We start from the raw sequence: 14,330 nt of genomic DNA, 5'->3' as shown, positions 1-14,330 counted from the left end.
AATTCTCGGGATTGAGGAGAAATCATGTCCGGGTTCAAGAAGTTCCTGCTCCAGGGCAACTTGGTCGACCTGGCCGTCGCCTTCATCATCGGCACGGCGTTCGCCGCGGTTGTCACGACCTTCAGCGAGACCCTCATGGGCTTCATCGGCAAGATCTTCAAGCAGCCGGACTTCGGTGCCGCGGAGATCCTCGACGTCAACGTCGGCAACTTCATCAACGCCCTGATCGCGTTCGTGATCATGGCCGCGATCGTCTACTTCCTGGTCGTCACGCCCTACACCAAGGCGAAGGCGCGCTTCTTCCCCGACCAGCCCGAGGCCGAGGCCCCCGACATCGTGCTCCTGACCCAGATCCGCGACACCCTGCAGGCCCAGCAGCAGAAGCCGCTGACCTGATCACCCGCCGGCCCGTGGGCCGGCCGCTGCCCACGGGCAGCACCAGCGACACCCAGGTGCCGCTCCGTCACTGACCGTGGTGGGGCGGCACCTGTTCCTTCAGCCACCGGTCGGTGGCGGACTCGCGACCCTTGGCGGGCGCGTCGTCCTTCTCGTCGGAGGTCACCGACGGCTCGACGTCACCGAAGATCGCGGCGAGGCGCTTGCGGCGCTTCCACTCCGGCTCGTCCTGTTTGTCGTCCGCCATGGCGCCCGCGTCCTCAGCAGAGTCCGGCGGCGGCGCGGGCCTCTTCGGAGAGGCCGGTCCGGCCGTTCGTCGTACCGTCGCCGGCGGTGTCGCCCGGCGTGCCGGTCGTGCCGCCGCTCGGGCTGCCGTCGTTGCTCGGCGACTGGCTGGTGCCGTCGGTGGTGCCGTCGGTGCCGCCCGAGGGACCACCGGTGCCCGCCGAGGCAGTGCCGTCGGGCTTGTCGCCCGCGCTGAGCGAGTCCTTGAGGAACTCCGCGGTCAGCGGGCGGTCCTTGCGGACCAGGCGCCACAGCTTGTCGACCTCGGAGGTCCACTCGATGCCGGCGCTGACCTTGTCGGAGTAGACCCACGGCGTGGTCACGAACTTGATGTTGCCGGCGCCGATGCCCTTGGCGGTGATGGCGATGTCGGCCATCTCGGCGATGCCGTTGAAGTCGGTCTGCAGCGACGACGTCGCCGCGCTCATGAACCGGACGAGGCGGTCCGGGCGGGCGAGCATGCCGGCGGTGAGCGCCTTGTTGATCATCGACCCGATGAACGCCTGCTGGCGGCGGGTGCGGTTGGGGTCGGTGCCGTCACCGATCCGGTAGCGGGCGCGCACGTAGGTGAGCGCCTCGTTGCCCTTGATCTCGCGGGTGCCGGCCTCGAGGTGCACGTCGTGGGCCGGGTCGTCGATGTCCTGCGGGATGCAGACCTCGACGCCGTCCAGGGCGTTGACCATGTCCTTGAACTGGTTGAAGTCGACGACGACGTAGTTGTCGATGCGGACCCCGGTGAGCTGCTCGACCTGCTGCTGGGTGCAGGCGGGCCCGCCGGCCGCGAACGCCTCGTTCCACTTCACGTAGCCGCTGGTACCCGGGATCTCGGTGCCGTCGTCCTCGTAGCAGGTCGGCCGCATCACGGCGGTGTCGCGCGGGATCGAGATGCCGTAGGCGAACGTCCGGTCCGCGGAGAGGTGGAACAGGATCGTGGTGTCGGACAGTCCGCCGCCGGACTCGCCGTCGATGCCGTTGCCCTTGCCGGCGCGCGAGTCCGAGCCCATGACGAGCACGTTGAGCGGCTCCTGCGGGCCGGCGACCGCCTCCTTCTCGGGGCGGTTGCGCAGCTGGTCGGCGACCTCCTCGTGGAGGATGTTGCCGTTGAGGTTGTTGTAGACCGCCACGACGCCGACGCCGGTCAGCAGCCCGAGCCCCAGGAGGCTCGACAGGATCACCTTGAGGACGACCTTGCCCGGCTGCGGCCGCTTCCGCCTGCCGCGGACGCGGGTGCTCCGCCGGGGTCGATCTGCTCGGGAGGTCGACACGCGCCGAGCCCGGCTACCGGGCTCGCGAGGACCTCCCGACGGTGGCCGGGGAGGAGCTACCTGCGTCATCAATCACCTGGTCGTGCGGCCGCTCGGGGCGGAGCTGTCGGTCGTGTCTGGGTGCCGCTGCCGAGTCAGCTGCTGCGCGGCGGCTGGGCGCCGCCCCCAAGGTACGGAACCGGGCAAGCCGATCCGTGGTATGGACCATTCTCGCCGCTGACCCCGCCGCACGCCGAATCCGCCACGCCTCCCCCGACTCGGCTCGTCGTACCGGATCCTGACAAGATGGACTCGACGCCCCAGTAGCTCAGTGGATAGAGCAGCCGCCTCCTAAGCGAAAGGTCGCAAGTTCGACTCTTGCCTGGGGCACCAGAACCCATGCCTCGGGTGGTCCGGGGCCGGGCCGGGAAACAGCCACCAGGTGCCACGCCCGGCCGCCCGCCCGGCGTTCCCCGGGCCGCACCCGGTGGGGGATGATCCCGGCGTGCGCGTGCTGCAGCTGACCGGGTCGATGGCCGACTTCCACGCCCGGGCGGTCCCCGACGACCTGACCGGCGCGGAGGTGTGGCTCTTCGAGCCAAACAGGCGCGGGCTGGTGCTGGGCAGCGCGCAGCAGGAGACGACCGCGGACCCCGCGGCCACGGCGCTGGCCGGCGTCGAGGTGGTGCGGCGGCGCAGCGGCGGAGGTGCGGTGTACGTCGACCCGGCGCGGTGCGTCTGGGTCGACGTGGTCGTGCCGCCGGGCGACCCGCGGTGGAGCGACGACGTGCGGGCGTCGGCGTACTGGCTCGGCGGGGCCTGGCAACGGGCGCTGCAGGCGCTGGGCGTGGACGCCGAGCTCTACGAGGGCGGGCTCGAGCAGACGCCGTGGGGACGGCTGGTGTGCTTCGCGGCGCTGGGCCCCGGCGAGGTGCTGGTCGGCGGGCGCAAGGCGGTGGGCATCTCGCAGCGGCGGACCCGCGCCGGGGCGCGCTTCCAGTGCATCGCCTACGACCGGTGGGAACCGGCCGACGTGCTGGGCCTGCTGCAGATGACCGACGAGGACCGACGCGAGGCGGCCGCCGACCTCGCCGACCGGGCGGTCGGCGTGGGCGACCGGCTCGCCGACCTGCGCGACGCCGTCGTCGCGGAGCTGCTGGCCACCTGACCCATGCGCTGGGAGCATGGCTCCCATGGACCTGGACACTATCCGCGCATTCCTCGCGGTCGCCGACGGACACACCGTCACCAGCACGGCCGAGCAGGTGCACCGCACGCAGCCGGCGGTGTCCCGGGCGCTGGCGCGGCTCGAGCGCGACGTCGGGACCCCGCTCTTCCAGCGGGTGGGGCGCACCCTCGTGCTCACCCCCGCCGGCCGGGAGCTGGCCCGGCACGCACGCGACTCGATCGACGCCTTCGAGCGTGGGGTCCGGTCGGTGCAGGACATCACCGCCCCGGACGCCGGGTTCGTGCCGCTGGCCTTCCTGCACACCCTCGGGACCTGGCTGGTCCCCGAGCTGATCCGGGAGTTCCGCACCCAGCGCCCCAACGTCCGCTTCGACCTGCGCCAGCACGGCGACGCCGGGCTCGTCGACGACCTGCTGCACGGCGTGGTCGACCTGGCCATCACCGGCGACCGGCCGCACCACCCGCAGTTCACCAGCGAGCGGCTGTTCCTCGAGCCACTGCGGCTCGTGGTGCCGCCGGACCACCGGCTGGCGCGGCGTCGTACGGCGCGGCTGGGCGAGGTCGCCGACGACCAGTTCATCGCGCTCAAGGACGGCTTCAGCCTCCGCCGGGTGACCGAGGACCTCTGCGCGGAGGCGGGGTTCACGCCGCTCGTCGGCTTCGAGGGCGAGGAGGTCGAGACCCTGCGCGGCCTCGTCGCGGCCGGGCTCGGCGTCGCGCTGCTGCCGGAGCCGCGCGCCGGCGCGACGCCCGCCGCGCCGCACCTGCGGGTCACCGACGTGCCCGCCTCCCGCGAGATCGGCCTGGCCTGGCTCAGGGACCGCGAGCTGCCACCGGCCTCCGCCGAATTCCGCGACCACGCCCTCAGCAGCAGTCGCCGCGTCCATGCATCCAGCGCATGATTTGATCCAGAACTAGGCATTGGACGCATGCCTTGTCCGACCTCCACGATGGTGACGCCCATCACCGACCGGAGGACACGGCATGACCGACATCGACCCTGCCGAGACGCAGGAGTGGCGCGAGGCGCTCGCGGCCGTCCTGGAGTTCGAGGGCGAGGAGCGCACGAAGTACCTGCTCGACCAGGTGATGGAGGAGGCGCAGCGACTCGGCTCGCGGGTCCCGTTCGTCGCCACGACGCCCTACGTCAACACGATCTCCACCGCGGACGAGCCGGCCCACCCCGGCGACCGCGACGTGGAGCACCGGATCCGCTCGGCGATCCGCTGGAACGCGCTGGCCATGGTGCTGCGCGCCAACAAGACCTCGACCGAGCTCGGCGGCCACCTGTCCAGCTTCCAGTCCGCGGCGACCCTCTACGACGTCGGCTTCCAGCACTTCTGGCACGCCGCGTCCGAGGAGCACGGCGGCGACCTCGTCTACGTCCAGGGCCACTGCTCCCCCGGCATCTACGCCCGCGCCTTCCTCGAGGGCCGGCTCACCGAGGAGCAGCTCGACAGCTTCCGCCAGGAGACCGGCGGCAACGGCCTGTCGTCGTACCCCCACCCCTGGCTGATGCCGGACTTCTGGCAGTTCCCCACCGTCTCCATGGGCCTCGGCCCGCTGATGGCGATCTACCAGGCCCGCTTCCTCAAGTACCTCCACGCCCGCGGCCTCGCCGACACCGCCGGCCGCAAGGTCTGGGCGTTCCTCGGCGACGGCGAGACCGACGAGCCGGAGTCGCTCGGCGCGATCTCGATGGCCGCCCGCGAGCGCCTCGACAACCTCGTCTTCGTCGTCAACTGCAACCTGCAGCGCCTCGACGGCCCGGTGCGCGGCAACGGCAAGATCATCCAGGAGCTCGAGGGCGTCTTCCGCGGCGCCGGCTGGAACGTCGTCAAGGTCGTCTGGGGCTCCGGCTGGGACCAGCTGCTCGCCCAGGACACCACCGGCGCGCTCAAGCGGCGGATGATGGAGTGCGTCGACGGCGAGTACCAGACCTTCAAGTCCAAGGACGGCGCCTACGTCCGCGAGCACTTCTTCAACGTCGACCCGGTGCTCAAGGAGATGGTCGCGGACTGGACCGACGACGAGATCTGGCGGCTCACCCGCGGCGGCCACGACCCGCAGAAGGTGTACGCCGCCTACGCAGCCGCGTCCGCGCACACCGGCTCCCCCACCGTCGTCCTCGCCAAGACCGTCAAGGGCTACGGCCTCGGCAGCGCCGGGGAGGCGCAGAACATCAGCCACCAGGCCAAGAAGGTCGCCGAGCCCGCGCTCAGGGCGTTCCGCGACCGGTTCGGCATCCCGGTGCCGGACGAGCAGCTCACCGACCTGCCCTACGTGACCTTCCCGGAGGGCTCGCCCGAGCACACCTACCTGCACGCGCGGCGCAAGGAGCTCGGCGGCTACCTGCCGAGCCGGCGCCGTACGTCGGCGGCGCTGGCCGTGCCGGGCGCGGACACCTTCTCCGCCCAGCTCGCCGGCTCCAACGGCCGCGAGGTCTCCACGACGATGGCGTTCGTCCAGATCCTCACCAAGCTGCTGCGCGACCCCGAGGTCGGCAAGCGGGTCGTGCCGATCGTCCCCGACGAGGCCCGCACCTTCGGCATGGAGGGCCTGTTCCGCCAGGTCGGCATCTACTCGCAGGCCGGGCAGCTCTACACGCCCGAGGACGCCGAGCAGCTGATGTTCTACAAGGAGGACGCCGGCGGGCAGATCCTCCAGGAGGGCATCAACGAGGCCGGCGCGATGTCGTCGTGGATCGCCGCCGCGACGTCGTACTCCAGCAGTGACACCCCGATGATCCCGTTCTACATCTACTACTCGATGTTCGGGTTCCAGCGGATCGGCGACCTGGCCTGGGCCGCCGGCGACATGCGCGCCCGCGGCTTCCTGCTCGGTGGCACCGCCGGCCGCACGACACTCAACGGCGAGGGCCTCCAGCACGAGGACGGGCACAGCCACCTGCAGGCGGCGATGATCCCGAACTGCGTGGCCTACGACCCGACCTACTCCTACGAGCTGGCGGTCATCGTGGCCGACGGCCTGCGCCGGATGTACGCCGAGCAGGAGGACGTCTTCTACTACCTGACCCTGATGAACGAGAACTACGAGCACCCGCCGATGCCGGAGGGGGCCGCCGAGGGGATCGTCAAGGGGATGTACCTGCTGCGCCCCGGCAAGGGCCGCGGCAAGGCGAAGGTGCAGCTGCTCGGCTCCGGCACCATCCTGCGCGAGGTGCTCGCGGCCGCCGACCTGCTCGCCGAGGACTTCAAGGTCAAGGCCGACGTGTGGAGCGTCCCGAGCTTCACCGAGCTGCGCCGCGACGGCCTGGCGACCGAGCGGTGGAACACCCTGCACCCGCTGGAGGAGCGGCGCACGTCGTACGTCGAGGTGTGCCTGGGCGGCACGTCCGGCCCGGTCGTCGCCGCCACCGACTACATGAAGGCGTACGCCGACCAGATCGGCGCCTTCGTGCCCGGCAGCTACACCGCCCTGGGCACCGACGGCTTCGGCCGCTCCGACTACCGCCGCAACCTGCGCCGCCACTTCGAGGTCGACCGGCACTTCATCGCCGTCACCGCCCTGCGCCGCCTCGCCGAGGAGGGCACGGTCACCGCCGACGTCGTCGCGGAGGCCATCGAGAAGTACGGCATCGACCCCGACCGGCCCGACCCGGCCCTCGCCTGAGGCCCGACACGATGGAGAGCACCGTGGAGATTCACGTACCCGACATCGGCGACTTCGCCGACGTACCGGTGATCGAGGTCCTCGTCACCCCCGGCACCGTCGTGCGGGCCGAGGACCCGCTGATCACCCTCGAGACCGACAAGGCGACGATGGAGGTCCCCTCCCCCGTCGACGGCACCATCACCTCGGTTGCCGTCTCGGTCGGCGACAAGGTGAGCAAGGGATCGCTCATCGCCGTCGCCGAGGTCGCCGGTGGTGGCTCCGACGACACCGACGGCACCGCCGCCGAGGCGCCGGCCGCCCCGGTCGAGGTTGCCGTCGAGGCGCCGGCCGAGGTCGTGCCGGTCGAGGCCGCGCCGGCCCCTGCACCCGCGGCGCCGGCTCCCGCCGCAGCTGCCCCGGCCGTCGAGGCCGGGGCCGAGGACGGCCTGCGCGCCACCCCGCTGGTGCGCCGCCTGGCCCGCGAGCTCGAGGTCGACCTGGCGGCCGTCAGCGGCAGCGGCGCGAAGGGCCGGGTGACCAAGCAGGACCTGCTGGCCCACTACGACGGCAGCGTCGCGGAGTCCGCCGGCAGCACCGGCGCCGGCATCCCGCCCGTGTCCGAGGTCGACTTCAGCAAGTTCGGCCCGGTCCGCACCGTGCCGCTGTCGCGGATCAAGAAGATCTCCGGCCCGCACCTGCACCGCTCGTGGCTCAACGTCCCGCACGTGACCCACTCCGACGAGGCCGACATCACCGACCTCGACGCCTACCGCCGCGAGCTCGACGAGGCCGCGAGGGCTGAGGGCTACCGGGTCACCCTGCTCAGCTTCCTGCTCAAGGCGGCCGCCGCGTCGCTGCGGAAGTTCCCCGAGGTCAACAGCTCCCTGGCCGGCGACTCGCTCGTGCTCAAGGACTACGTGCACGTCGGCGTCGCCGTCGACACCCCCGACGGCCTCGTCGTCCCGGTGGTGCGCGACGTCGACCGCAAGGGCGTGACCGAGCTCAGCCAGGAGCTCGGCGAGCTCTCGGCCCGGGCCCGCGACGGCAAGCTCTCCGCGGCCGACCTGCAGGGCGCGACCTTCACCATCAGCAGCCTCGGCGGGATCGGCGGGACGAGCTTCACCCCGATCGTCAACGCCCCCGAGGTCGCCATCCTCGGCGTGGTCCGCTCGAAGATGTCCCCGGTCTGGGACGGCGAGGCCTTCGTGCCGCGGCTGATGCTGCCGCTGTGCCTGTCCTACGACCACCGCGTCATCGACGGCGCCCTCGCCGCCCGCTTCACCGCCCACCTGGCCCACCTCACCGCCGACGTACGCCGCCTGGTGCTGTAGGCGACGTACGCCGCCGGGAACGCGCCACTGGGTGACGTCTTCTTGCGGTTGTCGGCCGTTGCAAACGTCGACAAGCGCAGGAATCACCGCTCAGGCGGGGATTCCTGCACCCCGGCGAACACGTCGCGATCCCGACGCAACCGATCGGCGTCCTGCGGCGTCAGTACGGGTGTGACGATGATGTGGACGGCTGCGTTGGTGATGTGGGCTCTCGTGCTGCTGGTGGCAGCGGTCGCGCTGGCGCGACGGTGACCGCCGGAGCGGGTCAGCCGCGGCCGGCGCGCAGGCGGGCGAGCAGGACCAGGGCACAGGCCGGGGTGATCACCAGGTTGGGGATCGCGATCGGCAGCAGGCCGTTGGCGAAGCCGTAGACGACCCACGCCGCGCCCTGGACGGTGGCGATCGACCACGTCCAGACGCTGAGCCCGCGCAGCGCGGCCGCGTCGCGGCGGCGGGCGAGGGTGTGGCGGGTCTGGGGCAGGAACTGGGCGACGTCGATGATGCCGACGAGCCAGCCCAGGGCGGCGATCACGTGCGGCGCCGGCGGGCACCGGCGGCGAGCGCGCCGAGGATGACCGAGGCGCAGCACAGGTTGACGGCCCCGGCGAGCACGACCGGGCGGGCCTCCATGGCCAGGCCGTACGACGCGAGCAGCACGTTGAAGACCACGGCGACCAGGTAGGTGGTGCGGCTCAGCGCCGCGAGGGCCTGTGGGTCGGCGCGGTGCCGCACGGCACGCACGGCCTGCGGGATCCACATGGTGGCGGCGCCGGCACTGCCGACGTACCCGATCGCCTCGACCACGAGGCGGCTCAACCGCGGACGGCGACTGCGGCGCCGTAGCCCTCCGGGACGACCACGTCGCGCACCGACCAGCCGTCGATGGTGCGTGCCGGGGCCTCGTCGGTGCCGAGGTAGTCGAGGTGCGGGTCGCGGCCCAGGCCGATGCCGATGCCCTTGAGGTAGGCCTCGGTGCGCGACCAGGCGCGGGTGAAGCGGACGGTGGCCTTGCCGCCGTCGAGCCGGCCGTGGGCGGCCGCGTCGATCTCCTCGGTCTCCCGCGGGTGCAGGAGCCGGGACAGGGCCAGCGGGTCGTCGGGGTGCCGCTCGACGTCGACACCGACGGGGACGTCGGCGACCGCGACCAGCACCTGGCCCGGGGTGTGCGAGAGCGAGAACTCCACCGACGCACCCTCGGCGCGCGGGCGGCCGTGCGGCTCGCCGCAGGCCGGGCAGGGATGGCGGCCCCAGACCACCTTCTCGGGCGGGGTGTCGGTCGTCGCGCCGACCAGCAGGCGGGCGGCGGCGTGGGCGAGCACGTAGGCGCGCTGCAGCTCGGCGCGCACGTACGACGACGCCTGGCCGCGCTCGGCGTCATCGAGCCAGCCGGAGCCGAGCTCCAGCTCGTCGTCACCGAACCGGGCGACCTCGATGCGCCACAGCCCCAGGTGGACGCCGGCGTCGGCGCGCGGCTCAGGGGCGTCGAGCAGGGAGTCGAGGGTGGAGGGTTCGACGGGGTACGCCGAGGGATCCGGCTCTGCCTCCGACACGTCGCGACTCATCACCTCCGAGGCTAACAAGGGCTTGGTCAGCTCCCGGCGGCGGTCTCGCCCTCCGCCTTCGCCCGGGCGCGGGCCGCCTTGGCGATGGTGTCCTCGACGACGGAGTTCATCCGCGACCCGTTCGGCCAGCCGTCGTAGTGGCAGGCGAGGATGACCAGCTCGCGCAGCTCCTCGTCGCTGAGCTCGCCGTTGGCGTGCGCGGCGGGGACCTGTATGCCGAGCACGTCGTTGGCGCGCTGGCCGACGAGCATGCCGATGAGGAACAGCCGGCGGTCGCGGGTGGTGAGCCCGGGCCGCTGCCAGATGTCGCCGAAGAGGTGCTCGGCGGTGTAGCGGAAGAAGTCGCCCGTGCCGTCGGTCATGTCGAAGCCGTAGACCTCCTCCATCTTCTCCAGCCCGCGGCGGCGGGCCTCGGGAAGGTCGTCGAACTTGCCCATCAGTGTTCTCCTGCGGCAGTCGGGGTGGTGGTCGGGGTGGTCGGTGCGGCGGTCGGGAGGCCGAGGCCGGGACCGAGGCGGTCGACGGCCAGCTCGGCGAGGGGTACGTCGACGCCGAGCTCGTGCGCGAGCTGGATCGCGAACCCGAGGTCCTTCTCCCCCAGCGAGGTGACGTTGGCGAAGACGCCGTGCCAGAAGTCGCCGGGGTCGAGGGGTGCGGTGGTCTCGCGGTGCATGATCGCGCCCGGCCCGCCGGTGATCGCGTCGGTGTGCCGGACCACCTCGCCGAGGTCCTTGAGGCTGAGCCCGGCCGCCTCGGCGAGGCGCTGCGCCTCGGTCGCGGCGGTGAACGCCACGAAGTGCATCATGTTGCGCGCCAGCTTGAACTTCGTGCCGGAGCCGATCGGCCCGGCGTGCACGACCTTGCTGCCGAGCACCCTCAGCACCGGCTCCGCGGCGGCGAACGCCGCGTCCGAGCCGCCGACCATCAGCGCGAGGCTGCCGTCGGTCGCCCCCATCGCGCCGCCCGAGACCGGGGCGTCGAGCAGCCTGACGCCGTGCCGGGCCGCGGTCGCCTCGAGCTCGGCGGGGGTGGTGGGTGCGACGGTGGAGTGGATGACGACGGTCAGCCGGTCGTCCTCGAGGCCGACCGCCCCGCGCAGCGCCTCGGCGAGCACGTCGCGGACCTGGTCGTCGTCGCGCACCATCACACCGAGCACGTCGACACGACCGGCGAGCTCGGCGACGCTCCCCGCGACCCGCGCCCCGGCCCGCTCCGCCTCGGCCAGCGGGTCCGGCGCGACGTCGTACACCCAGACCTCGAGGTCGGCGGCCTCCTGCTGCTGCGCGAGCCGGAGCGCCATCGGCCTGCCGATGTTGCCCAGGCCCACGAAGCCGACGGTGGTGGTCATCTCTCCTCCTTCGACGCGATCAGAGGCGGAAGGTCTGGCCGCCGTCGACGGCGAGTACCTGCCCGGTCACCCACGACGCGTCGTCGGAGAGCAGGAAGAGCAGCGCGCCGACCATGTCGTCGACCGAGCCCATCCGCTTGATCGCGAGGCTGTTGCGCACGATGTCCTTCGCGGCGTCGCCGGCCTGGGTGCGGGTGGCCTCGGTGTCGGTGGGGCCGGGGGCGATCGCGTTGACCCGGATGCCCTGCCCGCCGAGCTCGTGGGCGAGCTGCTGGGTGAGGCTGTTGATGCCGGCCTTGGCGAGGCCGTAGAAGCCGGAGTAGAGGTACGCCGCGGTGCTCGACTGGTTGACCACCGCTCCCCCGCCGCGCCTGGCGATCTCGGGGTAGGCGGCGCGGGTCATCACCAGCGCGCCGTCGAGGTTCACCGACATGAACTTCTTGTAGTAGTCCCAGTCGACGGAGATGAGCAGGTTGAACTCCATCGCCCCGTAGATCGCGGCGTTGTTGACGAGGAAGTCGATCCCGCCGAGCTCGGCGACGGCCTGCTCGACCAGCGCCTGCGCGGACTCCGGCGAGGAGACGTCGCAGCTGATGAAGACCGCCTGCCCGCCGTCCTCGTTGATCGACGCCGCGACCTTGGCCCCGGCCTCCTCGTTCAGGTCGGCCACGACGACGGCCGCGCCCTCCTTCGCCAGGGCCCGGGCGTAGGCCTCGCCGATCCCCTGGGCTGCGCCGGTGACGACGGCGACCTTGTTCTCGAAACGCATGATCACTTTTTCCTCATCTGTCACAAGATTCACCGCCTAGGTGGTGAAACCCGTGCTGGGCTCACGAAATCAGGGGACTCTCGTCGGGGTTTCACCACCTAGGTGGTGAAACCCCACCTACGCCGGCTCCGCGATCGTCTTCATCTCCAGGTACTCCTCGAACCCGGCCACCCCCATCTCGCGGCCGAGCCCGGACTGCTTGTAGCCGCCGAAGGGTGCGTCGGGGCTGAACCACACCCCGCCGTTGACCGCGAGCGTGCCGGTGCGGATCCGGGCGGCGACCGCCTTCGCCCGGTCCAGGTCGTCGGAGTCGACCGACCCCGAGAGGCCGTACGCCGAGTCGTTGGCGATCCGGACCGCGTCGTCGTCGCCGTCGTGCGCGATGACGACGAGGACCGGGCCGAAGATCTCCTCCTGCGCGAGGCGGGAGGTGTTGTCGAGGCCGGCGACGACGGTGGGGCGGACCCAGAAGCCGGGCTGGTCGACGACCTCGCCGCCGGTGGCGAAGTAGCCGCCCTCCTCCCGTGCGACGTCGAAGTACGACGCCACCCGGTCGCGCTGGCGCTCGGAGATGACCGGGCCGCAGATCGCGCCGGGGTCGCCCGGGTCCTTGATGCCGATCGACTCCATCGTCGCGGCCGCGACCTGCACCGCCTCGTCGTACTTCTCGCGCGGGACGAGCAGGCGGGTGGTGAGGGCGCAGCCCTGGCCGGCGTGGATGCAGGTCGTGAACGCCGTCGCCCCGGCGACCGCGGCCACGTCGGCGTCGTCGAGGGCGATCGCGGCCGACTTGCCGCCGAGCTCGAGGAAGACCTTCTTCAGCGTGGGTGCGGCGGCGGCCATGATCGCCTTGCCGACGGCGGTGGAGCCGGTGAAGGAGACCATGTCGACGCGCGGGTCGGTCGACAGCACCGAGGCGACCTCGTTCGACCGTGGCGTGACGACGTTGAGCACGCCGGGGGGCATGTCGGTGTGCTCGGCGACGAGGCGACCGAGCTCGGCAGCCACCCACGGGGTGTCCGGCGCCGGCTTGAGCACGACGGTGCAGCCGGCGGCGAGCGCCGGGCCGACCTTCGCGAGGTTGATCTGGGTCGGGACGTTCCACGGCGTGATCGCCGCGACCACGCCGACCGGCTCGCGGCGCACGGTGCGTCGCGACGGGATGCCCATCGGGGAGGCGACGCCGAGGTCGGTCTCGAACTCGTAGCCCTCGATCAGGTCGGTCACCCACCGCAGACCCTCGACGGGGACGTCGAAGCCGGCTGCGCCCATCATGAAGGTCGGCATGCCGACCTCGGCCGTGGTCAGCGCGCGGAACGCGTCGGCGTTCTCCAGCAGCGCGGCGTGCAGCTGGCGCAGGCAGCGCACCCGCAGCTCGCGGTCGGTCGACCACGCCGACTCGTCGAACGCCCGCCGGGCCGCGGCGATCGCGGCGTTGACGTCGTCGGCGGTGCCGTCGGGGGCGTGGCCGATCTCCTCACCGGTGGCCGGGTCGAGGATCGGGTACGACGACCCGTCGCTCGCACCGACGAGCTTGCCGTCGATGAGCTGCTGGGCCGGCGGCGGCAGTGCGCTCACGCGGTCACCCCCGGCGCGGGCGCCTGGGTGACGTACCTCCCGGCCTCGACCGGCGGCGGCCACACGGTCGAGGGCAGGTCCTTCAGGTGGTAGTGCCCGGGCACCTCGTGGCCGAAGACCTTCATCCGCTCCAGCAGGCGGTCGGACGCCTTGTCGGCCTTGAGGATCTCCATGAACGTGTGGGTCGTCGACGGCATGTCGAACCAGTCGCGCTGCCAGTCGATCCTGACCTGGCCGGCGTCGGCGCCCTCGGTGACGCGCTTGAGGCCGAACCACGAGCCGCCGATGCCGAGGATCTCGTACTCCTCGCCGGTCTCGTCGTTGACGATCCCGGAGCGCTGCTTCCAGAAGCCGAGCACCATGTTCTTGGTGTCGTCGATCATCGTGCAGACGTAGTCGTAGTGCCAGCCGTCGAAGCCGTCCATCTCGATGCCGATGGCCCAGTCGCGGATCTGGTCGCGCCCGACCGCCATGAAGTGCTCGTCGTGGCTGTACATCCAGCCGTAGGTGGCGTCCTCGGCGTACCAGTCGGCCATCACCCGCCAGTCGCCGCTCTCCTCGGCGCGGCGGTTGACGTCGAGCCAGGAGTCCCAGAACTCCTCGATCTCGGCCCGGCTCAGCCGGGCGTCCAGGTCGGTCATGTCAGTCCTCTTCCTCGATGGCGAGCGCGAACGCAGGGCAGTACTTCACGGCGGTGGCGACGTCGTCGCGCACCGACGGGTCGGGGTGGTCGTCGAGGAGCACGACGACGTCGGCGGCCTCGTCGAAGCCGAAGACGGTGGGGGCCTCGCCCTGGCAGAGCTGGTGCCCCTGGCACAGGCCGCTGTCGGCGGTGACGCGGAAGCTCATCGGCCCTCCCCCGTCCGCACCGCGTGGTCGGTCCCCGCCCGGTGGCTCGTCCCGTTTCGGTGGTTGAGGCGCGACGAGCGCCAGCGAGGAGCCGCACCCCGGTGGTTGAGGTGCGACGAGCGCCAGCGAGGAGCCGCACCCCGGTGGTTGAGGTGCGACGAGCGC

General features: G+C 71.9%; 16 protein-coding genes and 1 tRNA gene. 6 read left to right on the top strand and 11 right to left on the bottom strand.

Annotation, left to right across the window (positions count from 1 at the left end; genetic code table 11):
- Positions 1-24 precede the first annotated feature (24 nt).
- On the top strand, positions 25-396 hold the full coding sequence (locus NOCJ54_RS0115110; RefSeq protein WP_036518204.1) for an MscL family protein: 372 nt from the start codon (positions 25-27) through the stop codon (positions 394-396).
- 67 nt (positions 397-463) lie between these two features.
- On the opposite strand, the gene NOCJ54_RS0115105 is transcribed toward NOCJ54_RS0115110, so the two are convergent.
- Both NOCJ54_RS0115105 and NOCJ54_RS26080 read right to left on the bottom strand, forming a co-directional pair.
- The gene (locus tag NOCJ54_RS0115105; RefSeq protein WP_028656160.1) at positions 464-643 is read right to left on the bottom strand and encodes a hypothetical protein; all 180 of its coding nucleotides are present in this window, start codon (positions 641-643) and stop codon (positions 464-466) included.
- Between the two features lie 13 nt (positions 644-656).
- Positions 657-1,946: an LCP family protein gene (locus NOCJ54_RS26080; protein WP_198020235.1), complete on the bottom strand. Its 1,290-nt coding sequence runs from the start codon at positions 1,944-1,946 to the stop codon at positions 657-659.
- Positions 1,947-2,242: 296 nt separating this feature from the next.
- Here NOCJ54_RS26080 and NOCJ54_RS0115095 point away from each other — a divergent pair.
- From NOCJ54_RS0115095 to NOCJ54_RS0115075, 5 genes are all read left to right on the top strand, one after another.
- Positions 2,243-2,318, top strand: a tRNA-Arg gene (locus tag NOCJ54_RS0115095).
- A 112-nt stretch (positions 2,319-2,430) separates the two neighbouring features.
- Positions 2,431-3,093: a lipoyl protein ligase domain-containing protein gene (locus NOCJ54_RS28400; RefSeq protein ID WP_051485892.1), complete on the top strand. Its 663-nt coding sequence runs from the start codon at positions 2,431-2,433 to the stop codon at positions 3,091-3,093.
- A gap of 25 nt (positions 3,094-3,118) precedes the next feature.
- Complete coding sequence (locus NOCJ54_RS0115085; RefSeq protein ID WP_028656159.1) at positions 3,119-4,015, top strand: LysR substrate-binding domain-containing protein; 897 nt, start codon at positions 3,119-3,121, stop codon at positions 4,013-4,015.
- Between the two features lie 82 nt (positions 4,016-4,097).
- Complete coding sequence (aceE, locus tag NOCJ54_RS0115080; RefSeq protein ID WP_028656158.1) at positions 4,098-6,746, top strand: pyruvate dehydrogenase (acetyl-transferring), homodimeric type; 2,649 nt, start codon at positions 4,098-4,100, stop codon at positions 6,744-6,746.
- 23 nt (positions 6,747-6,769) lie between these two features.
- Entirely contained in the window at positions 6,770-8,059 is a 1,290-nt protein-coding gene (locus NOCJ54_RS0115075; RefSeq protein WP_198020234.1) for a 2-oxo acid dehydrogenase subunit E2, read from the top strand.
- A 265-nt stretch (positions 8,060-8,324) separates the two neighbouring features.
- Here NOCJ54_RS0115075 and NOCJ54_RS0115070 read toward each other — a convergent pair whose 3' ends face one another.
- The 9 genes from NOCJ54_RS0115070 to NOCJ54_RS0115030 form a co-directional block, all read right to left on the bottom strand.
- Positions 8,325-8,591, bottom strand: coding sequence for a hypothetical protein (locus tag NOCJ54_RS0115070; RefSeq protein ID WP_028656156.1), 267 nt, complete (start codon positions 8,589-8,591; stop codon positions 8,325-8,327).
- The gene (locus tag NOCJ54_RS0115065) at positions 8,588-8,875 is read right to left on the bottom strand and encodes a hypothetical protein (protein WP_145724886.1); all 288 of its coding nucleotides are present in this window, start codon (positions 8,873-8,875) and stop codon (positions 8,588-8,590) included. The genes NOCJ54_RS0115070 and NOCJ54_RS0115065 overlap by 4 nt, the downstream gene beginning before the upstream one ends.
- Positions 8,872-9,621: a 4'-phosphopantetheinyl transferase family protein gene (locus tag NOCJ54_RS26070; protein WP_084255251.1), complete on the bottom strand. Its 750-nt coding sequence runs from the start codon at positions 9,619-9,621 to the stop codon at positions 8,872-8,874. Before NOCJ54_RS26070 ends, NOCJ54_RS0115065 begins: the two co-directional genes overlap by 4 nt.
- 26 nt (positions 9,622-9,647) lie before the next feature.
- A complete protein-coding gene (locus NOCJ54_RS0115055) occupies positions 9,648-10,058 on the bottom strand; it encodes a carboxymuconolactone decarboxylase family protein (protein ID WP_028656154.1) in 411 nt (136 codons plus the stop codon).
- Entirely contained in the window at positions 10,058-10,969 is a 912-nt protein-coding gene (locus tag NOCJ54_RS26065; RefSeq protein ID WP_051485891.1) for an NAD(P)-dependent oxidoreductase, read from the bottom strand. Before NOCJ54_RS26065 ends, NOCJ54_RS0115055 begins: the two co-directional genes overlap by 1 nt.
- Before the next feature lie 19 nt (positions 10,970-10,988).
- Complete coding sequence (locus NOCJ54_RS0115045; protein WP_036518225.1) at positions 10,989-11,738, bottom strand: SDR family oxidoreductase; 750 nt, start codon at positions 11,736-11,738, stop codon at positions 10,989-10,991.
- Positions 11,739-11,855: 117 nt separating this feature from the next.
- Positions 11,856-13,316 (bottom strand): aldehyde dehydrogenase, encoded by a 1,461-nt coding sequence (locus tag NOCJ54_RS0115040; protein WP_028656152.1) that lies wholly within the window; start codon positions 13,314-13,316, stop codon positions 11,856-11,858.
- The gene (locus NOCJ54_RS26060) at positions 13,313-13,957 is read right to left on the bottom strand and encodes a hypothetical protein (protein ID WP_051485890.1); all 645 of its coding nucleotides are present in this window, start codon (positions 13,955-13,957) and stop codon (positions 13,313-13,315) included. Before NOCJ54_RS26060 ends, NOCJ54_RS0115040 begins: the two co-directional genes overlap by 4 nt.
- A gap of 1 nt (position 13,958) precedes the next feature.
- A complete protein-coding gene (locus NOCJ54_RS0115030; RefSeq protein ID WP_028656151.1) occupies positions 13,959-14,165 on the bottom strand; it encodes a ferredoxin in 207 nt (68 codons plus the stop codon).
- Positions 14,166-14,330: the final 165 nt, after the last annotated feature.

The sequence above is a fragment of the Nocardioides sp. J54 genome (assembly GCF_000519005.1).
Taxonomy (GTDB): domain Bacteria; phylum Actinomycetota; class Actinomycetes; order Propionibacteriales; family Nocardioidaceae; genus Nocardioides.
This window is presented reverse-complemented; position numbering and strand designations above follow the sequence as displayed.